This is a genomic window from Luteibacter yeojuensis (assembly GCF_000964085.1).
Lineage (GTDB): Bacteria > Pseudomonadota > Gammaproteobacteria > Xanthomonadales > Rhodanobacteraceae > Luteibacter > Luteibacter yeojuensis_A.
Genome location: NZ_JZRB01000003.1, coordinates 213,607 through 231,488 on the forward strand (window position 1 = coordinate 213,607; position 17,882 = coordinate 231,488).

Annotated in this window: 18 protein-coding genes and 2 pseudogenes; 13 read left to right on the forward strand and 7 right to left on the reverse strand. The window is 67.7% G+C overall.

Annotation, left to right across the window (positions count from 1 at the left end; genetic code table 11):
* The first annotated feature begins 4 nt into the window (after positions 1–4).
* The 3 genes from VI08_RS02490 (at position 5) to cqsA (ending at position 3,937) form a co-directional block, all read left to right on the forward strand.
* Positions 5–1,387 carry a sensor histidine kinase gene (locus VI08_RS02490; RefSeq protein WP_052697632.1) on the forward strand — a complete coding sequence of 461 codons (1,383 nt, stop codon included), beginning with the start codon at positions 5–7 and terminating at the stop codon, positions 1,385–1,387.
* Entirely contained in the window at positions 1,387–2,424 is a 1,038-nt protein-coding gene (locus VI08_RS02495; protein ID WP_052697633.1) for a response regulator, read from the forward strand. Before VI08_RS02490 ends, VI08_RS02495 begins: the two co-directional genes overlap by 1 nt.
* 247 nt (positions 2,425–2,671) lie before the next feature.
* Positions 2,672–3,937, forward strand: coding sequence for an alpha-hydroxyketone-type quorum-sensing autoinducer synthase (cqsA, locus tag VI08_RS02500; protein ID WP_045827936.1), 1,266 nt, complete (start codon positions 2,672–2,674; stop codon positions 3,935–3,937).
* Positions 3,938–3,964: 27 nt separating this feature from the next.
* Here cqsA and VI08_RS02505 read toward each other — a convergent pair whose 3' ends face one another.
* The 5 genes from VI08_RS02505 to VI08_RS02525 all read right to left on the reverse strand — a co-directional run bounded on the left by VI08_RS02505 (position 3,965) and on the right by VI08_RS02525 (position 6,973).
* Positions 3,965–4,270 (reverse strand): DUF962 domain-containing protein, encoded by a 306-nt coding sequence (locus VI08_RS02505; protein WP_045827937.1) that lies wholly within the window; start codon positions 4,268–4,270, stop codon positions 3,965–3,967.
* Between the two features lie 13 nt (positions 4,271–4,283).
* A complete protein-coding gene (locus VI08_RS02510) occupies positions 4,284–5,159 on the reverse strand; it encodes a pirin family protein (RefSeq protein ID WP_045827938.1) in 876 nt (291 codons plus the stop codon).
* A 74-nt stretch (positions 5,160–5,233) separates the two neighbouring features.
* Positions 5,234–6,088, reverse strand: a complete 855-nt coding sequence (locus tag VI08_RS02515) for an alpha/beta hydrolase family protein (protein ID WP_045827939.1) — start codon at positions 6,086–6,088, stop codon at positions 5,234–5,236.
* A gap of 102 nt (positions 6,089–6,190) precedes the next feature.
* Positions 6,191–6,394, reverse strand: a complete 204-nt coding sequence (gene cspE / locus VI08_RS02520) for a transcription antiterminator/RNA stability regulator CspE (RefSeq protein ID WP_045827940.1) — start codon at positions 6,392–6,394, stop codon at positions 6,191–6,193.
* 369 nt (positions 6,395–6,763) lie between these two features.
* Positions 6,764–6,973 (reverse strand): cold-shock protein, encoded by a 210-nt coding sequence (locus VI08_RS02525; protein ID WP_045827941.1) that lies wholly within the window; start codon positions 6,971–6,973, stop codon positions 6,764–6,766.
* Positions 6,974–7,312: 339 nt separating this feature from the next.
* Between VI08_RS02525 and VI08_RS02530 the strand changes: the two genes are divergently transcribed.
* Positions 7,313–7,789 carry a hypothetical protein gene (locus VI08_RS02530; protein WP_052697634.1) on the forward strand — a complete coding sequence of 159 codons (477 nt, stop codon included), beginning with the start codon at positions 7,313–7,315 and terminating at the stop codon, positions 7,787–7,789.
* On the opposite strand, the gene VI08_RS02535 is transcribed toward VI08_RS02530, so the two are convergent.
* Positions 7,790–9,058 carry a winged helix-turn-helix domain-containing protein gene (locus tag VI08_RS02535; RefSeq protein WP_232309439.1) on the reverse strand — a complete coding sequence of 423 codons (1,269 nt, stop codon included), beginning with the start codon at positions 9,056–9,058 and terminating at the stop codon, positions 7,790–7,792. It abuts the gene before it with no gap.
* 115 nt (positions 9,059–9,173) lie between these two features.
* On the opposite strand from VI08_RS02535, the gene VI08_RS21600 reads away from it, so the two are divergent.
* On the forward strand, positions 9,174–9,788 hold the full coding sequence (locus tag VI08_RS21600) for a hypothetical protein (protein ID WP_052697635.1): 615 nt from the start codon (positions 9,174–9,176) through the stop codon (positions 9,786–9,788).
* A gap of 137 nt (positions 9,789–9,925) precedes the next feature.
* On the forward strand, positions 9,926–10,993 hold the full coding sequence (locus VI08_RS02545) for a phospholipase A (RefSeq protein ID WP_045827942.1): 1,068 nt from the start codon (positions 9,926–9,928) through the stop codon (positions 10,991–10,993).
* A gap of 77 nt (positions 10,994–11,070) precedes the next feature.
* Here the strand turns inward: VI08_RS02545 and VI08_RS02550 are convergent, their stop codons facing one another.
* Entirely contained in the window at positions 11,071–11,553 is a 483-nt protein-coding gene (locus VI08_RS02550) for an FKBP-type peptidyl-prolyl cis-trans isomerase (protein ID WP_045827943.1), read from the reverse strand.
* Positions 11,554–11,718: 165 nt separating this feature from the next.
* Here VI08_RS02550 and VI08_RS02555 point away from each other — a divergent pair, with 165 nt between their 5' ends.
* From VI08_RS02555 to efpL, 7 genes and pseudogenes are all read left to right on the forward strand, one after another.
* On the forward strand, positions 11,719–13,713 hold the full coding sequence (locus VI08_RS02555) for an acetyl/propionyl/methylcrotonyl-CoA carboxylase subunit alpha (protein ID WP_045827944.1): 1,995 nt from the start codon (positions 11,719–11,721) through the stop codon (positions 13,711–13,713).
* An 11-nt stretch (positions 13,714–13,724) separates the two neighbouring features.
* A complete protein-coding gene (locus tag VI08_RS02560; protein ID WP_045827945.1) occupies positions 13,725–14,624 on the forward strand; it encodes a hydroxymethylglutaryl-CoA lyase in 900 nt (299 codons plus the stop codon).
* 19 nt (positions 14,625–14,643) lie between these two features.
* Positions 14,644–15,129: pseudogene (locus VI08_RS22150) on the forward strand (GNAT family N-acetyltransferase); the annotation flags it as partial.
* A gap of 168 nt (positions 15,130–15,297) precedes the next feature.
* Positions 15,298–15,618, forward strand: a pseudogene (locus tag VI08_RS22155) (GNAT family N-acetyltransferase); the annotation flags it as partial.
* Positions 15,615–16,178: a GNAT family N-acetyltransferase gene (locus VI08_RS02570; protein WP_045827946.1), complete on the forward strand. Its 564-nt coding sequence runs from the start codon at positions 15,615–15,617 to the stop codon at positions 16,176–16,178. The pseudogene VI08_RS22155 and the gene VI08_RS02570, both read left to right, overlap by 4 nt.
* A 202-nt stretch (positions 16,179–16,380) precedes the next feature.
* Entirely contained in the window at positions 16,381–17,148 is a 768-nt protein-coding gene (locus VI08_RS02575; RefSeq protein WP_045827947.1) for an SDR family NAD(P)-dependent oxidoreductase, read from the forward strand.
* 30 nt (positions 17,149–17,178) lie between these two features.
* Positions 17,179–17,742 (forward strand): elongation factor P-like protein EfpL, encoded by a 564-nt coding sequence (gene efpL / locus VI08_RS02580; RefSeq protein ID WP_045827948.1) that lies wholly within the window; start codon positions 17,179–17,181, stop codon positions 17,740–17,742.
* Positions 17,743–17,882: the final 140 nt, after the last annotated feature.

Sequence of the window (17,882 nt, forward strand, 5' to 3'; positions counted from 1 at the left end):
CGCCATGGATACGCCTTCGCCGGACGAGCAGCCCCACCCGCGCCAGCCTTACCTGAAGCTGCAACTCTGGCTGCTGTTCCGGGCCCTGGCCCGGTTCGAGACCACGATGTGGCTGCGCACGCGCTACTCGCAGCCGAAGATGGTGGCCATCGGCGTGGTCGGCAGTTTCTCGCTCGCCGTGTACTACCCGGTGTGGGCGTACCTGTTCCCCCAGCCGTACGAAAACCTGCCCATGCGGCTGGCCTGCAGTGCCACGTTCATCCCGCTGGCCGTCTTGCCCTGGTGGCCGCGGCGCCTGCGCGCCTACCTGCCCACGTACTGGTACTGCGCCATGACGGTGGCCATGCCGTTCTTCGTGGGCTACATGACCCTGCGCAACGCCACGCCGCCCTGGCTCATGACCCACATGGCGTGCGTGATGCTGCTGATGATGCTGTTCGACATCGCCAGCTTCCTGCTCGTGTTCACCACCGGCAGCATCCTCGCCGGCGCCGCCTTCGTCCTGTCGCCCGCGGCCACCCTGCACACGCAGACGATGCTGGAATACATCCCCTTGCTGCTGTTCGGCATCGTGGGCGGCGCGACGTGCACCGTTTCGTCCAACATGGCCGAGCAAAGCCGCATCGATGCGCTGACGGCCGCCTCGAACAACATCGCGCACGAGCTGCGCACCCCGCTGGGCTCCCTGCGCATCGCCGCCCGCGCCGTGGCGCGCTACATGCCCGACCTGATCCGCAGCCACCGCCTGGCCGAGGGCGAGGGCCTGGCCGTACCCGAGATGCGCGCCCAGAACCTGCATGCCCTGGAGCGGAGCATCGGGGTCATGGAGCGCGAGGTCACCTACGCCAACACCATCATCGACATGCTGCTGCTTTCGGCGCGGCCCATCGGCGAGGTGCCACTGATACCCCTGGCGGCCCGCGATTGCGTCGAACAGGCCCTGCGCCGGTTCCCGTATGGCTCGAGGGCCGAGCGCGAGCGCATCACCCTGGCGCCCACGGGCGATTTCGCGCTGCTGGGCGAGGAGACCCTGGTGGTGCACATCCTGTTCAACCTGCTGCGCAATGCGCTTTTCCATACCGACAGGGCTGGCAAGGGCGAGATCCGGGTGTATATAGAAGCAGGCGAAAACGGCAATCACATCAAGGTGCACGACACCGGGCCCGGCATCCCGCCCGACGTACTGCCCCGTATTTTCAATCGTTTCTATTCGTATTCGAGCGATAGTGCCGGCACCGGCAATATCACCGGCCTCGGCATAGGTCTCGCTTTTTGTCGCGCGGCGATGGAGCATATGGGCGGGGGCATCCAATGCCGCACCAACCTAGGTGAGTTCACGGAATTCACCCTAACGTTCCCGATGACGGAGGCCGGGGTCCGGCAGTGATGACGCTGAACTCGCAGGGCGATATCCAGCCCTTCCATTTCCCGACGACCACGGTACTCGTGGATGACCACGAGGAATACCTCGACGTCGTCCCGTTGCTGCTCGACCCCATGGTCCGGGTCCGCACGTTCAGCTCGCCCCGCAGCGCCCTGGCCACCCTGGGCAACAACGGCAGCCGCCCGGTGCCCGGTGGCGGCTGGCTGTACCGCTGGAAGGATCGCCCCTCCGAGACCCAGGAGCTGGTCGCCCTCGACATCGACTCCATCCACCGGGTGGTGTACGACCCGGAGCGCTTCGCCGAGATCTCGGTCGTGGTCGTGGACCAGGCCATGCCCGAGATGGATGGCATCACTTTTTGCAAGCGCTTGCCGAATCCGCATATCGGCAAGATCCTCCTCACAGGCCGGGCCGACGACGCCACGGCCATCGATGCGTTCAATTCGGGTGTCATCGACCGCTTCATCCGCAAGAACGATCCGCTGGCCATCGAGAAGCTGCAGACCGCCATCACCGAGCTGCAGCGCCGCTACTTCGAGCGCGCCAGTGCCTTCGTGGCCGAGACGCTGGCCCTCGGCAACTTCCGTTTCCTGCGCGATCCCGCGTTCCGCGACGTGCTGCAAAGCGTCACCGCCACGTTCCAGCCGGTGGAATGCTACGTGCACTGCAACCCGACGGGCCTGCTCCTGGTCGATGCGTGGGGCATTGGCCGCTTCCTCCTGGTGCAAACGGACGAAGACCTCCGCACCCACTATGAGATCGCGGCCGACCTGGGCGCCCCGGCCAGCGTGCTCGAGGCCCTGCGCAGCGGCGAGGCCCTGCCCTGGTTCAATTCGCGCGATGGCTTCTACCACAAGGGCGTGGAGAACCCCGAGGCGCACATGTACCCCGCCACCGCGGTCTCGGGTGAGCAGTGGTACTACTACGCCCTCATCGATGACGTGGAGCGCTTCCGCCTCCAGCACGTCAAGTCGTACCGCAGCTGGCTCCGCGAGCAGGACCTGAGCCTGTCCGCCGATAGCCGCCCCCGGTTTATCTGACCAAAACCAAAATTCCTGTCGATTAAGCCCCCTGATGCCGGATAAACCGGCGCCACCGCGGGCGCGTGCACTATGCTCGGGGGGTTATCTCTCTCCATGGCAGGGCTCGCATCGCGTTGCCTCAAAGGCCGCGGCGGTTCGCCTCTCTCGTTTACGCGCCTGCCCGGGCGAGGCCGGCGCGCGCGTGCTGCCTCCTCGGGCAGCACCGAGGAGTCGCCTGACCCTAAGCCAACGAGAGAGAGCAACCATGGAAAACGTTTCCATCCTGCATCGCGCCCCGAAAGCTCCCCGCCTGCCTGGTTTCGTCCAGCGCCGGGTGGATCGATTTCACCAAGAACGCGTTGCCGTCGACTGGGGTGGTCGTCACATTTTGCGCGGCAGCAAACCCGGCCCGCGCGCGCTGATGCTGCAGAGCAATGATTACCTGGCCATCGCGGGGCATCCGGCCATCGTCGAAGCGCAACGTGAAGCACTCGCCAAGGGTGGCCTGGGCATGATGATGTCGGCGCTGTTCCAGCAGGATGCCGATGAACCCCTGCACCGCGCGGAGGCCGAGCTGGCACGTGCCGTCGGCAGCGAAGACGGCATCCTCGCCCAATCCGGCTTCGCCGCGAACGTGGGGCTGCTGCAGTCCATTGCCGGCGAGCGGGTGCCCGTGTACGTGGACATGCTGGCCCACGCCTCGTTATGGGAGGGGATTCGCAGTGCCGGCGCGAACGCGGTATCGATCCTGCACAACGACATGCAGCACCTCGAAAAGCAGGTGCTGCGCAACGGGCCAGGCGTGATCGTGGTCGACAGCGTGTACAGCACGAACGGCAGCCTGGCGCCCTTGCGCGCGATCGCGGACCTCGCGGCGGCCCAGGGCTGCGTGCTCGTCGTGGATGAATCCCACTCGTTGGGTACGCACGGCGCGCGCGGCGAGGGCCTCGTCGCGAGCCTGGGCCTGAATGACCGCGTGCACTTCATCACCGCCAGCCTCGCCAAGGCCTATTGCTCGCGGGCGGGCTTTATCGCGTGCACCTCGTATTTCAAGGACTATTTCGGCTGCGAGGCACTGCCCGCCATCTTCAGTTCGTCGCTGCTGCCGCACGAACTGGCTGGGCTATCCGCCTCGCACCGGGTGATCCAGACCGAGGGCTGGCGGCGCCAGCGGCTGCGCGACGTGACCCGCCACGTGCGCCTCGAACTGACCGCCATGGGCTACCCCATCGGCGATGGCACCGAACAGATCATCGCGTTCGAAGCTGGCCAGGAGATCCTGACCGGGCGCGTGCGCGACATCATGGAGCAGCACGGGGTATTCGGCTCAGTGTTCAGCGCGCCCGCCACGACGGTGAACCGCTCCCTGCTGCGGTTGACCCTGAACGCCGGCATGGATGACGCGGCGGTGGAGCACCTGCTCGATGCGTGCCGCAAAGCACGCGATGCGCTGGACCTGCCGGCATGGAGCGCCACGCGCCGCCAGCGGCGAGACGAAGCCCGCGCCGCCACCACGGCTGACGTGGCCTGACCCCGCGCGGTGCGCGTCCGTTGCGGCTCAGCGCAGCGTGACGCGCCCGCGCACGATGTCCCAGAACATGACCCAGTCGCCCATCAGGCTGTACAGGGGGTGCTTAAAGGTAGCGGGCCGGTTCTTCTCGAACACGTAGTGGCCTACCCACGCGAAGCCATACCCCGCCACGGGCGCCAGCCAAAGCCACGCCCATCGCCCCGTGCCCAGCGCCAGCGCGATGGCCACGAGCACCAGCAGGCTACCGGCGAAGTGCAGCCGGCGGCAACGCACGTCCGCGTGTTCGCCGAGATAGAACGGATAGAAGTCACGAAACGTGGCAAAGGTGGCCATGGACGGCTCCGCATCAGTACGTGGGCAGGGGAATCCTCTCATGCTCGTCGCCCGGCACCACGGGGAAGCGGGCCGCCTGCGCGGCCCAGTCCGCTTTCGCCGCCTCGATCAGTTCTTTTGAACTGGCAACGAAGTTCCACCACAAGTGGCGCTCGCCATCCAGCGGCGCGCCGCCAAACAGCATCACCAGTGCGTCGTCCGTCGCTTCCAGCACCGGTGGCTCGCCGTCGTGCGCCACGGCCATGTCGAGCGCGTCGAGCGCCAGGCCGCCGAAGCGGGCGCTGCCCTCCACGACATAGGCACCCCACTCCGCATGCTGGGCGGGCATGGGTACGCGGGCGCCGCGGCGCAGGCGTGCCTCCACGAAGAACATGGGCGCGAACACGCGCACGGGGGATTCAACGCCAAACGCATCGCCCGCGATGACCACGAGCTCGCCATCATCCAGCTGCACCTTCGGCAGCGCCGCCGCTGGGTGGTGGTGGAATTCCGGCTCGGCCTGCTCGTGCGACTTCGGCAGCGCGACCCAGACCTGGATACCGTGCAGGTTCTGGCCTCTGTGGCGCTCGCCTGGCGGCGTGCGCTCGGAATGCACGATGCCGCGGCCGGCGGTCATCCAGTTCACGTCGCCAGGGTGGATGTCGACGAGGCTGCCCAGGCTATCGCGGTGGCGGATGGCGCCGTCGAACAGCCACGTGACCGTGGCAAGGCCGATGTGCGGATGCGGCCGCACGTCGATGCCGCGGTCCTCGCCGAAGGTCGCCGGGCCCATCTGGTCGAAGAACACGAAGGGGCCGACGTGGCGCGCCTTGAGGTGCGGCAGCATGCGGCGGACGACGAAGCCGTCGCCAAGGTCGCGTTGCTTGCCATCGATGAGGTCGGCGGTCATGGGAGCACTCCGTGGGGCATGCCGGGCAGCGTAGCGCATGTGGCGCGCACCGCCTTGCATCTTCCGTCATGCCGTCACGGCATCCAGGCGGCGATGCGCTCCGCGATGCGCGCGGGCATCTTCATCCACCCGAAATGATCGGCTTTTGCGCCGGCCAGGTCGTCCGGGCCGATGACGCCGACGGTACGCGGCGCGGCCGGCATCTTGTCGAGCAGGTACGCCAGCGACGCCTCGGGCCCGAGCCAGTCGTCGCGAAGCCGCAGCGCCAGCACGGGCCGCGCCTGCCGCCGCAAGGCGGCCTCGAAATCCACGGGCATGCCGCGTGCGGCGTAGCGCCCCGTGCGGCCGCTGCGCGACCAGTCGGCGATGACCCCACGCGCTTCGTTGCCACCGAAACCGATGCGGCGCCCGGGCAACCGCCCGACCAGGTTAGCCAGGGTGGGCGCGGCGATATAAGCGAGGCCAACCCAGGGATGGAAACGGCGCCAATACGGCGCGCCGCTCGCCACGAGCACCAGGCCTGCAAGGGGCACCGGCGTGATCGTGGCCAGCAGGCTGCCGAGCTGGCCGCCCAGGCTGTGGCCGCCCACGTACAGCGGCGCACCCGGGCACGCATGGGCGAGGGCATCGAGGCTATGTGGCAGGTCATCTGCCAGCAGCGCGCGGTAGCCCCAGTTATTGCCCCGCCCGGCACGCTGGTCACTCGACCCGTGGCCACGCCACTCGTGCACGCCCACGGCGATGCCAAGGGCTGCCAGTGACTGGGCGAGCGGCTCGTAGTGCCGCGCGGCGACGCCAAGGGCCGGCACCCAGAGCAGCGTGGCCCGCGGCGCGCCGGCAGGGAGGAACAGCAGCAGGTCGGCCTGCGCGCCATCGGCCATCCGCAGGGACACCGCCCTGCGCGCCGCCTGGGGGGACGCTTCGCTCATGCGTTTTCCGGATCCCGGATATGAGAAGGCTCCTCCGGCGACAGGGGGCCGGAGGAGCCAAGGTTCTTGCAAGGGCGGCCGGCGCTGCCAGCCGCGAAGGCGTCAGAGCGCCTTGACGTTATCGGCCTGCGGGCCCTTCTGGCCCTGGGTCACTTCGTACTCGACCTTCTGGCCTTCCTGCAGCGACTTGAAGCCGTTGCCCTGGATGGAACGGAAATGCACGAACACGTCGGGACCACCACCGTCCTGGGTGATGAAACCAAAGCCCTTCGCATCGTTGAACCACTTCACCGTACCTGTTGCCATCACACACACCTCTAGACCAACACTCGAATAACCCGGCTCGGGAGCCGGCGACTTACTGGGCATGCAGGACCGGGTGAGGCGATGGAGCGTGATCGTAGAACGCGCGACATCGGGTCACTCGCGTGACCGCGCAGACACAGTGCGTTCGATCATAACCACATTCGTCGCCGATTCTGTAGGGGAAACCCTACACGGGACGATTTTTTGACGTCCATCACGCGTGCAGACGTGAAGAAAACGCGAAAACGGCCGTTTTCCTAGGAATTCAGCGCTGTTTCGTTACCCGTTACAGAAAAATCGCATGAGAACGGGGCAAAGAAAAAGCCCGGCTTGCGCCGGGCTTTTCAGACAAACCGGTTGCCCGAAGGATCAGACCTTCGTGACTTCCTCGGCCTGCAGGCCCTTCTGGCCGTTCACGACCTTGAAGGAGACCTTCTCGCCTTCGGCGAGCGACTTGAAGCCGTTGCCACCGATAGCGCGGAAGTGGACGAAGACGTCCGGGCCGTTCTCGCGCGAGATGAAGCCAAAGCCCTTGGCGTCGTTGAACCACTTGACGGTGCCGATTTCACGATCCGACATATGTAACACTCCGAACGAATATAACTAATTGAATAACCAGCAACTTTCGATAAGTTGCCGCTTACTGGTGTGCAAGGAAACGCGAGGAGCGAAGCGATGTGGCAGATCCGTGATCAGCGGCATCGGGTCAACGGAACTCTATGACCCCGGCAAACACAGCGGGCGGATCATACCTGTCCTCGTCAAAAATAGCGATGCATGGGATTTACCCGGGTTTCGCGTTCGTGCTAACGCAATAACGTCACGTTCACCCGCGTTCGGGCAAATCGTTGTTCGCGTCGCACCCCCCGGTGCGATTTGGCCTACCATCGTTCCATGATCCGCAAAGGGGGACCGACCATGAAGAAAATGCTCACCAACCGCCTCATTCCGCTGGCTTTCTGTGCCATCGCGCTTGCCGCCTGCTCGGACAACAAGCCCAAGCCCACCACCACCCAGACGGTCACCGCCACGCCGTCTAGCAGTTCGTCGTCGAAGACGGCGACCACGACGGTGACCGGCGTCCCGGCGAAGAAGGCCGCCACGGGCACGACGACGGCCAGCAAGGCCGGCCCGCTGCCGGATAGCACGGGCATCGCCGCCTGCGATGAATACCTGGCCAGTTACAAGAGCTGCCACCTGGCCGCGGGGGTTTTCGCGCGCGACCAGATCGAGACGCGCTACGAGATGATGCGCACCAGCCTGCTCAAGCAGTCGCAGGATCCGGATATGCGCGACCAGCTGCAGAACCGCTGCACGTCGCTCGCCAGCCAGCTGAAGGATGCGCTGCACGGCAAATCGTGCGCGGACACGCCGGCGCCGGCCTCCACGCGCTGATCAGCGCTGGCAGGCACGCTTGAGTTGTGCGGCCAGCCCCTTTGGCTGGCCGCTTTCCACGGTGACCCGCGGCGTGCCATGCCACGCCGCGCACTCGATAATCGCCGTGGCGATGCCATCGACCAACGCAGGCGATGGCTGCACGCCCTCCTCCAGCCACACACCCAGCACCTGGAACAGGCCGCTGCTTCGATGGGCTTTCGCGTCCAGGCGGCCGACAAGCCGGCCACGATGCAGGATCGGGAGCACGTAGTAGCCGTAACAGCGTTTCGCTGCCGGCGTGTAGCACTCGATGGTGTATTCAAACCCGAACAGGCCGATGGCACGGGCGCGGTCCCACACCACGGGATCGAAGGGCGACAGCAACGTGGTGCGCGTGGCGCGCAGCGTGTTTGATGTGGCTTGTTCGAGCAGCGCCGCATGCGACGCTTGCACGTAGGCCGCCTCGTCCCACCCTTCCACGGCCACGCGCCGCAGCACGCCACGGGCTACCAGTGGCGCGAGCTCCTCGTCCGTGACGCGCGGCTTCAGCCGGTAGTAGTCGGCAAGCCAACGCGCACGCGCCACGCCCAGCGCTTCGACACTGCGCACGATGAAGTACTCGCGCACCGCCGCTTCATCCATCACGCCCGCCGGCAAGGGCTCGGGCCATCGCGCCGTGACGCGGTCAGCGAGGTCATAGACGCGCTGGAAGCGGTCACGGCGCAGCACCATGAGCTCGCCTAGCGCGAACCATGCTTCGAGCCATTTCTTTTCCGGCTTCCAGCCCCACCAGCCCTTGCTGCCCGGTGCATCGCGTTCGAAATCCGCCGCGCGCAACGGGCCTTCGCGGCGGATGCGCGCGAGGAGCGCGTCCATGTCGGTGCGCGCCTCGGCGTGCGTGCGCTCGGCCATCCTGTGCGCCCAGTGCCCCGCGCGGCCCAGGCGGTAGTCGCGGTGGTAGTGGTACTCAGCCGAGGGCACGAACGAGGCCTCGTGGGCCCACGCTTCAGCGAGCCGCCCCTCGGCTAGTGCCTCGTCGAGCCAGGCCTCGCGGTAGCTGCCCAGGCGCGAGAAGAGCACCATGTACGGGCTGCGCGCCACCACGTTGATGGTGTCGATCTGCAACATGCCCATGCGCGCGATGGCGGCGGTGACGTCGGGCTTGCGTGCCTTGCGGGTGCCGCGCCGGAGCAGCCCTTGCGCGGCAAGGTGTAGCAGCTGCGCCGCGCGGTGCGAGAGCTGCACCACGGCCGTTGTGCAGGGCTCGTCGGATACGCGTGACGCCACGGTATAAGCCTTCTCGCAGTTGGGCCACCATTAAATCGCCCCTTGCTAGCGTCGGCAATGAGGTCGCCGGGCGCACGCCCGCGATGCCCTTCCACGCTAACGAAGGAGGCTTTCGATGAAGATGCAAGTACGCGCCGTAGCCCTCGGCGCATCGCTGCTGCTGGCAGGCACGGCGTTCGCCCAGACCGCCCCCGCCGACCAGACACCACCGCCTCCGCCGCCGTCGGGCCAGGCGCTGCCGCCGGCGCCCGCACAGCCGCTGCCGCCTCCGCCGGCCAGCGAAGCCACGCCGCCCCCGCCGCCCGCGGACATTCCCGCCGGCGCGCCCGCGCAGGGCCAGGCCGGCAAGCCCATGCAGGGTCAGCCGACGCCGCCCCCCGCCGCGAGCGACGCACCGCCGCCGCCCCCGCCGCCGGGCGATGCACCGCCCCCGCCGCCGGGTGCCCCGGCCCCGGGTGATACGGGCGCGGCGGGCATGACGAGTGGCACGACGATGCCCTCGCCGCAGGGCCAGGTGCAGGTGAACAGCGGCCCGGCCGCGCCCAAGCCCGCTGGCCCGGCCCCGGATTGGGCCACGCTATCGGGTGGCAAGGCGTCCATTACGCCGGAGCAGGCCTCGGCCTACCCGCTGCTGGCGAACGACTTCCAGTACGCCGACAGCAACCGCGATGGCCGCATCAGCAAGGCCGAGTACACCAAGTGGGTAGCCCACTCGGGCGCTGGCAAGTAAGCGCCAGCGGATTGCCGGCCTAAGAGGTACGGGGAGCAGCCACGCTGCTCCCCGTGCCGTTTGCACATTTTTCACACATTCCCGGCAGATAAACTCCCCGCTCGCCGCAACGGCACGAATGCAGGGAGAACCACCGAATGAAACGAATCCACGCCGTGGGCGCGCTGGGCGCCCTGGCCTGCCTGCATGCCGCGCAGGCGTTGGCGCAGAACCCGAGCCCCACCGATATCCGCGCATGCTCGGCGATCGAGACCGATTCGCAGCGCCTGCTGTGCTACGACAAGGCCGTGGGCCGCACGCAGATGCCGCAGGCGGCGAAGAAGGAAGACACGAAGGCGAACTCCGTCAGCGTCGACCTCGCCACCCGCGAATCCGGCGACGTGGCCCGCCCGCTGTCGCTGCTCGACAGCCGCTGGGAACTCTCGCCTGAATCCAAGCTGGGCACGCTTAACCTGCGTGGCTACAAGCCGACGTACGTGCTGCCGTTCTTCGGCACCACGAACCAGAACAACACGCCGCACAGCCCGGCACCCGACCACACCGTGGCCGCGCCGCAGCAGCTCGACAACGTCGAGGCCAAGTTCCAGATCAGCCTGAAGACCAAGGCTTTCGAAAATATCTTCGGCGATAACGGCGACCTTTGGGTGGGCTACACCCAGTCGTCGCGCTGGCAGGTCTACAACAAGGACAACTCGCGGCCGTTCCGCGAAACGAACTACGAGCCGGAAGCCCTGCTCGTGTTCAACACGCACTACAACGTGTTCGGCTGGACGGGCCGCCTGGCCAGCATCGGCATCAACCACCAGTCGAACGGCCGCCCCGACCCGCTGTCGCGCAGCTGGAACCGCGTGGTCGCCGATATCGGCTTCGAGCGCGAAGGGTGGACGGTGATGCTGCGTCCCTGGTGGCGCATCCCGGAGGCGCGCAAGGACGACGATAACCCGGATATCCAGGACTACATGGGCCGTGGCGAGGTGCAGGTGGTGCACGAGGTGGGCCGCAACGAATTCGCGCTGACGGCGCGGCATTCGTTCCGCGGCGGCGACCGCTCGCATGGTTCGCTGCGCGGCACGTGGAGCTTCCCGGTGGTGAACAACCTGCGCGGTTACCTCGAGGTGTTCAACGGGTACGGCGAGAGCATGATCGATTACAACCACCGCGCCACGTACCTGGGCGTGGGCGTGTCGCTGCTTGACTGGTATTGATCGGTAAAGAGCATCGCGCGCGAGCGCGCTCCCACCCCAGGAACATGTGGGAGCGCGCTTGCGCGCGATAGGCCACCTTAGTGGTGATGGCCGCCTTCGCCGTGCACGTGGCCGTGCGAGAGTTCTTCTTCGGTGGCTTCGCGGACGTTGGTGATTTCGACGGCGAAGTGCAGGGTCTGGCCGGCGAGCGGGTGGTTGCCGTCGACGGTGACGTTATCGCCCTCGATCTTCGAGACGGTGACGTTGATGGTGCCCTGGTCGTTGCGGCCCTGGAACTGCATGCCCGGCTGGAGGTCTTCCACGCCCTGGAACGCTGCCTTCGGCACCACCTGGATCAGCTCGGCGTGGCGCGGGCCGTAGCCTTCTTCCGGCGCCACGTCGACCTTGAACTGGTCGCCGGCCTGGCGGCCCTCGAGCGCAGCCTCGAGGCCCGGCACGATGTGGCCCTCGCCATGGATGTAGGCCAGCGGCTCGCGCCCTTCCGAGCTGTCGATGACATTGCCCTGGTCGTCGGTCAGCGTGTAGTGGAAGGAAACGACGTTGCGATTGCTGATCTGCATGAAATTCTCACTGTGGGAGGGGGTTTACCCTCCAAGGCTAAGGGGACAGGCCGTGCCGTGCAAATCCGCGTCTCGCCGGATGCTGCGCCGCAACCCGCGGCAAACACGCAATCTGCTAATTTTCCGGCTTTTCCCCCACCCCACCGCCGTGCCCCCGGGAGCCCCATGTTCGACTGCATTCTGATCGCCAACCGCGGCGAAATCGCATGCCGCGTGATCCGGACCTGCCGCCGCCTGGGCATCCGCACGGTGGCCGTGTATTCCACGGCCGATGCCGATGCGCAGCACGTGCGGCTGGCGGACGAGGCCTACCCCATCGGCGGCCCGCGCCCGGCCGAGTCGTACCTGCGCGGTGACGCCATCATCGCCGTGGCGAAACAGGCCGGTGCCCAGGCCATCCACCCCGGCTACGGTTTCCTTTCAGAAAATACGGATTTTGCCCGCGCCTGCGCGGCGGCCGGCATCGCCTTCATCGGCCCGCGCCCCGAGAGTATCGACGCCATGGGCTCCAAGGCTGCGGCCAAGGCCCTCATGGAACAGCACGCCGTGCCGCTCGTGCCGGGCTACCACGGCGCCGATCAGGATCCGGCCCACCTTGCCCGCGAAGCGGCGCGGACCGGCTTCCCGCTCATGATCAAGGCCGCGTCGGGCGGCGGCGGCAAGGGGATGCGCATCGTCCGCGATGCGGCCGGGTTCGACGAGGCGCTGGCTTCGGCCCAGCGCGAGGCCGCCAATGCCTTCGGCGACACCCGCGTCATCCTCGAACGCTACGTGGAGCACCCGCGCCACATCGAGTTCCAGGTGTTCGGCGACACGCACGGCAACGTCATCCACCTCAACGAGCGCGAGTGCTCCGCCCAGCGCCGCTACCAGAAGGTGCTGGAAGAAACGCCCTCGCCCTTCCTCGATGCCACGCGCCGCGCGCGCATGGGCGAGGCGGCGGTGGCGGCGGCCCGCGCCGTGGACTACGTGGGGGCCGGCACGGTCGAGTTCATCGTGGGGCAGGATGGCGAGTTCTTCTTCATGGAGATGAACACGCGCCTGCAGGTCGAGCACCCGGTCACGGAAGAAACCCTCGGCCTCGACCTCGTGGAATGGCAGCTGCGCGTCGCCGCCGGGGAACCGCTGCCACTCGCACAGCAGGATGTGAAGGCGCATGGCCACGCCATCGAGGTACGCCTCTACGCCGAAGACCCCGAGGCCAACTTCCTGCCGGGCTCGGGCAAGTTGCTCGCGCTCACGCTGCCTGCGCCGTCGCGCCACGTCCGGCTCGACGGCGGCGTGGTGGCGGGCGATACCGTCACCATCTTCTACGACCCGATGATCGCCAAGCTCATCGTATCGGGCCACGACCGCGCGGACGCGCTGGAGCGCCTGCGCGTCGCATTGGCCCATACCGAAATCGTCGGGCCGAAATCGAACGTGGCATTCCTTGAGCGGCTCATCCGTCACCCCGTGGTGGTCGAGGGCCGCATCGACACGGGCTACCTCGACCGGCACCTCGATCAATTCCTTGCCGGTGGCGCGCAGGCGGGTGATACCGAGCGATTCGCCGCCGCCACGGCCCTGCTCATGGCCGACGAGGCCGCGCGGCACAACCCGGCCAACGATCCGCATTCGCCGTGGGGTAGCGCCGATGCATGGCGCCTTGGCCACGCGGGCAAGCGCGTGGTGGCACTGATGGCGGGCGAGACCCGCCACGAGATCGATGCGCACGGCCATGGCGGCCACTACGTGCTGCGCGAGGGCGAGGCCACCTGCACCGTCAGCGGGGCGCGGCTGGTCGATGGGGCGCTATCCGCGCGCTTCGACGACGTGGCACGCCGCGTACCGCTCACCGCCACCGGGCCCCGTATCCGGGTGCACGACGGCGAGGGCCGCCGCTGGCTGTTCGAGCGCGCCCCTGCTTTCGCCTGGGCGGGCGCCGCCGGCGACACCGCGCGCCAGGTGGTCGCGCCCATGCCGGGTCGCATCGTGCTGGTACGCGCGGCCGTGGGCGACACGGTGGAAGAAGGCCAGGAGCTGCTGGTGATGGAGGCCATGAAGATGGAACTGGCCTTGAAGGCGCCGCGTGCCGGCCGCATCGAGTCCCTATCGGCCGTGCAAGGCGATTTCGTGGATGCCGACAGCGTCCTCGTCCGCTTCGCCGAATCGGCCTGACCGGAGCCCGCATGAACGCCTCGAACCACGTCCGCATCGTCGAAGTCGGCCCGCGCGATGGCCTGCAGAACGAAAAGGCCATGCTGCCTGCCGCGGTAAAGGTCGACTTGATCGACCGCCTTTCGGCCACCGGGTTGCAGACCATCGAAGCCACCAGCTTCGTCAGCCCGAAGTGGGTGCCGCAGCTGGCTGACGCGGCAGAGGTGTTCGCCGCCATCCGCAAAGCACCGGGCGTGGTCTATCCGGTGCTGGTGCCCAACCTGCAGGGCTACGAACGCGCACTGGCGGTCGGGGCCACCGAGGTGGCGGTGTTCACCGCGGCATCCGAGGCGTTCAACCAGAAGAACATCAACGCCAGCATCGATGCATCCATTGACCGCTTCGTGCCGGTCATGGAACGCGCGCGCGCCGATGGCGTCGCGGTGCGTGGCTATGTTTCCACCGTGCTCGGCTGCCCCTACCAGGGCGAGGTGCCCGTGGCCGACGTGGTCCGCGTGGCGAAGCGCCTGCACGACCTCGGCTGCCACGAGGTATCGCTGGGCGACACCATCGGCGTCGGCACGCCGGCGAAGGCGCGGGCCATGCTGCGCGCCGTGGCCGCCGAGGTACCGATGGCCGCGCTGGCCGTACATTTCCACGACACCTATGGGCAGGCCCTGGCCAACATCCTCGCGTGCCTGGAGGAAGGCGTGCGCGTGGTCGACAGCGCCGTCTCCGGCACGGGCGGCTGCCCCTACGCCAGGGGCGCCACGGGCAACGTAGCGAGCGAGGATGTCGTCTACATGCTGCACGGCATGGGCATGGCCACCGGCGTCGACCTCGACCGCCTCATCGACACCGGTGCATGGCTCGCGGCGCAGTTGGGCAAGGACACCGCCAGCCGCGTCACGAGGGCCCGCACCGCCGCCTGAATATGGCACGATCGAAGGCATGGCCTCCGATCCCCTCCTCCGCCCCATCGAACCGCGCGACGATGCCCAGGTCGCCGCGGTCATCCGTTCCGTCATGCCGGAATTCGGCGCCGACGGCCCAGGCTTCGCCATCCACGACCCCGAAGTGGACACCATGTCGGCCGCTTACGCGGGCGGGCGCAAGGCGTACTTCGTGGTCGAGATCGATGGCCGCGTCGCTGGCGGTGCGGGCATCGCGCCGCTTGAGGGCGGCGATGACGAAACCTGCGAGCTGCGCAAGATGTATTTCCTCCCCGCGGCCCGCGGTACGGGCGCGGCCTCGAAGCTCATGCGGCTGTGCCTGGATGCCGCGCGCCGCGAGGGGTTCACGCGCTGCTACCTTGAAACGCTCACCGGCATGGACGCGGCCCAGGCCGTATACCTTCGCCACGGCTTCACCCGCATCGACGCGCCCATGGGCGGCACCGGCCACTTCAGTTGCGACCGGTTCTTCCTGCGCAGCCTCAACGATGGCGACCTCATCGTGGCACCGAAGCCGCCCTCGCTCGCCTTCGCCATCGACGAGCCGGGCAAGCCCGACGTGCTGCCGCTCATCGAGCAACTGCACGGCTACCTTTCCGACCTCGACCGCCACCCGCCCGTGCCGCCCGCCGTCACGGTCGACAGCCTGCAGCGGCCGCACGTCACCTTCATGACCGCGCGCGTCGACGGCACCCCGCTCGCGTGCGGCGCCGCCCTCGATCTCGGCGACTACGTCGAACTCAAATACATGTACGTGCTACCCGCGTGCCGCGGCATGGGCCTGGGCAAGCAGATGCTCGAGGCGCTCGAAGCCCAGGTCCGCTCCGCGGGCGGCACGCTTGTGCGCCTGGAAACCGGCACCGCGCAGACCGAGTCGATCGAACTTTACGAACGCTCCGGCTACCGGCGCTGCCCGCCGTTCGGCGAGCACCGCGCGAACGCCGGCAGCATCTTCATGGAAAAGCCCCTGTGATCCGCATCGCCACCGACGCCGACGCCGCGGCGTGCCACGCCATCTACGCACCCATCGTCGAAACCAGCGCCATCACGTTCGAAACGGAACTGCCCGGCGAAGCGGCCATGCGCGAGCGCATCCGCGCCCGCCTGCAAAACCACCCGTGGCTGGTGTGGGAGGAAGGCGGCGAGGTCATCGCCTACGCCTACGCGGGGCGCTTCCGCGAGCGTGCCGCGTACGACTGGATTGCCGAGACATCCATCTACGTGCACGAGAAGGCACGCCGCCGCGGCATCGCCCGTCGCCTCTATGCCGTGCTGCTCGAGGCGATGCACCGCCAGGGCATCAACCAGGCCGTGGGCGTCATCACCCTGCCCGGCGCCACCAGCGTCGCCATGCACGAGGCCATGGGCTTCGCGCCGGCGGGCGTGTGGCCCAAGGCCGGCTACAAGCTCGGCCAGTGGTGGGACGTGGGCGTGTGGAGCAAATTCATGGGCGAGCCCACCGTGCCGCCGGCTCCGGTGGTGCCTTTCGCGGCGCTGGCGGCAAGCGGCAGGCTGGCCGACCTGCTCGTGTAGGAGCCCGCCCCGTGGGCGACGCCTTTCGCGGCTCGCTACAGGGCCTGCGCGCTATCGCGAAAAGATGTCGCCCACGGTGTGGGCTCCTACCGCGATCGCGCGCAAGCGCGCTCCCACATGGCCTTTTTTGCGGCGGCGCGGCAGCGCCGTGGGGCTGGCCTCGGCTAAACTCGCGGTTTACCCCAGCACCCCCGGAGTTCCCATGCAGCTCGACCAGGTCAAGGCCGTCATCACCGGCGGCGCCTCCGGCCTCGGCCATGCCGTGGCCCAGCGTCTCGTCGCCGCCGGCGGCCATGTCGCCCTCTTCGATGTCAATGAAGAAAAGGGCCACGCCGCCGCGGCCGCCCTTGGCCCGAACGCCAGCTTCCAGCGCACCGACGTCACCTCCGAAGAGGGCGTGGCCGCCAACGTCGCCGCCGCCGCGCAGGCCATGGGTGGCCTCAACGTGGTCGTGAACTGCGCGGGCATCCTCGGCGCGGGCCGCGTGCTCGGCAAGGAAGGCCCCATGCCGCTGTCCACCTTCAGCACCACGGTGATGGTGAACCTCGTGGGCAGCTTCAACGTGGCCAAGGCCGCGGCGCAGCTCATGCAAGGCAACGGCACCGGCGAAGACGGCGAGCGCGGCGTCATCATCAATACGGCCTCCGTGGCCGCCTACGAAGGGCAGATCGGCCAGGCCGCCTACTCCGCCTCCAAGGGTGGCGTGGTGGGCATGACCCTGCCGATGGCCCGCGAGCTGTCGCGCTTCGGCATCCGCGTCAACACCATCGCCCCGGGCATCTTCTGGACCCCGATGGTCGACGGCATGCCGCCGCAGGTGCGGGAGTCGCTTTCCGCTTCCATCCCGTTCCCTTCGCGCCTGGGCAAGCCGGATGAGTTCGCCGACCTCGTCGCGTTCATCCTCGGTGCCCGCTACGTCAATGGCGAAACCATCCGCCTCGACGGCGCCGTGCGCCTCGCCCCGAAGTAATTCCATCCCACCAAGACCGGCAACGCAGCCATGAAAGCATCCGAAGTCAAGAAAGGTAACGTCGTCGAGAACGACGGCACCGTGTACCAGGTACGCGATATCGAGCGCAGCTCGCCCAGCGCGCGCGGTGGCAACGTCACGTTCCGCTTCACCCTGTACTCCATCCCCGGCAACCGCAAGTTCGACCTCAGCCTGCGCGCGGAAGACGAGCTGAAGGAAGTGGACCTCGCCCGCCGCCAGGCGAAGTTCTCGTACATGGATGGCGACGCGTTCGTCTTCATGGACGACGAGGACTACACCCAGTACACGCTCGATGCCTCCGTCGTCGGCGACAACGCGGGCTACGTGGTCGAGGACACCGACGGCTACTACGTCCAGGTCATCGACGACGCGCCGGTGGGCCTGCAGGTGCCCAGCAGCATCGTGCTCACCGTCGTCGACACGGCGCCGGAGCTCAAGGGCTCCAGCGCCACCAAGCGCAACAAGCCCGCCAGGCTCAGCACGGGCATTGAGATCCAGGTGCCGGAATACATCACCAATGGCGAAAAGGTCACGGTGAATACGCTGACGGGTGAGTTTGCTGGTCGAGCGTGAAGTGCGTGGAGGTGGGGGATGGGAAGTGGGGGCGTAACCTCGCCGGGGTGCGTTAACCTGATGTGCGTGGGTCCTGCGTTCACGAGCCTTCGGCTAACGTGTGCGCTTCGCGCTTGCGCCCCCACTTCCCACCTCCCATC

Excerpts from the sequence above, each read along its gene's own strand:
- VI08_RS02575 (WP_045827947.1), top strand. The coding sequence starts at position 16,381 with ATGCAGCTCGACCAGGTCAAGGCCGTCATCACCGGCGGCGCCTCCGGC.
- VI08_RS02550 (WP_045827943.1), bottom strand. The coding sequence starts at position 11,553 with ATGCAGATCAGCAATCGCAACGTCGTTTCCTTCCACTACACGCTGACC.
- VI08_RS02490 (WP_052697632.1), top strand. The coding sequence starts at position 5 with ATGGATACGCCTTCGCCGGACGAGCAGCCCCACCCGCGCCAGCCTTAC.
- cspE (WP_045827940.1), bottom strand. The coding sequence starts at position 6,394 with ATGGCAACAGGTACGGTGAAGTGGTTCAACGATGCGAAGGGCTTTGGT.
- VI08_RS02555 (WP_045827944.1), top strand. The coding sequence starts at position 11,719 with ATGTTCGACTGCATTCTGATCGCCAACCGCGGCGAAATCGCATGCCGC.
- VI08_RS02545 (WP_045827942.1), top strand. The coding sequence starts at position 9,926 with ATGAAACGAATCCACGCCGTGGGCGCGCTGGGCGCCCTGGCCTGCCTG.
- VI08_RS02560 (WP_045827945.1), top strand. The coding sequence starts at position 13,725 with ATGAACGCCTCGAACCACGTCCGCATCGTCGAAGTCGGCCCGCGCGAT.
- VI08_RS02495 (WP_052697633.1), top strand. The coding sequence starts at position 1,387 with ATGACGCTGAACTCGCAGGGCGATATCCAGCCCTTCCATTTCCCGACG.
- VI08_RS02510 (WP_045827938.1), bottom strand. The coding sequence starts at position 5,159 with ATGACCGCCGACCTCATCGATGGCAAGCAACGCGACCTTGGCGACGGC.
- VI08_RS02515 (WP_045827939.1), bottom strand. The coding sequence starts at position 6,088 with ATGAGCGAAGCGTCCCCCCAGGCGGCGCGCAGGGCGGTGTCCCTGCGG.
- efpL (WP_045827948.1), top strand. The coding sequence starts at position 17,179 with ATGAAAGCATCCGAAGTCAAGAAAGGTAACGTCGTCGAGAACGACGGC.
- VI08_RS02530 (WP_052697634.1), top strand. The coding sequence starts at position 7,313 with ATGAAGAAAATGCTCACCAACCGCCTCATTCCGCTGGCTTTCTGTGCC.
- cqsA (WP_045827936.1), top strand. The coding sequence starts at position 2,672 with ATGGAAAACGTTTCCATCCTGCATCGCGCCCCGAAAGCTCCCCGCCTG.
- VI08_RS02505 (WP_045827937.1), bottom strand. The coding sequence starts at position 4,270 with ATGGCCACCTTTGCCACGTTTCGTGACTTCTATCCGTTCTATCTCGGC.
- VI08_RS02525 (WP_045827941.1), bottom strand. The coding sequence starts at position 6,973 with ATGTCGGATCGTGAAATCGGCACCGTCAAGTGGTTCAACGACGCCAAG.
- VI08_RS21600 (WP_052697635.1), top strand. The coding sequence starts at position 9,174 with ATGAAGATGCAAGTACGCGCCGTAGCCCTCGGCGCATCGCTGCTGCTG.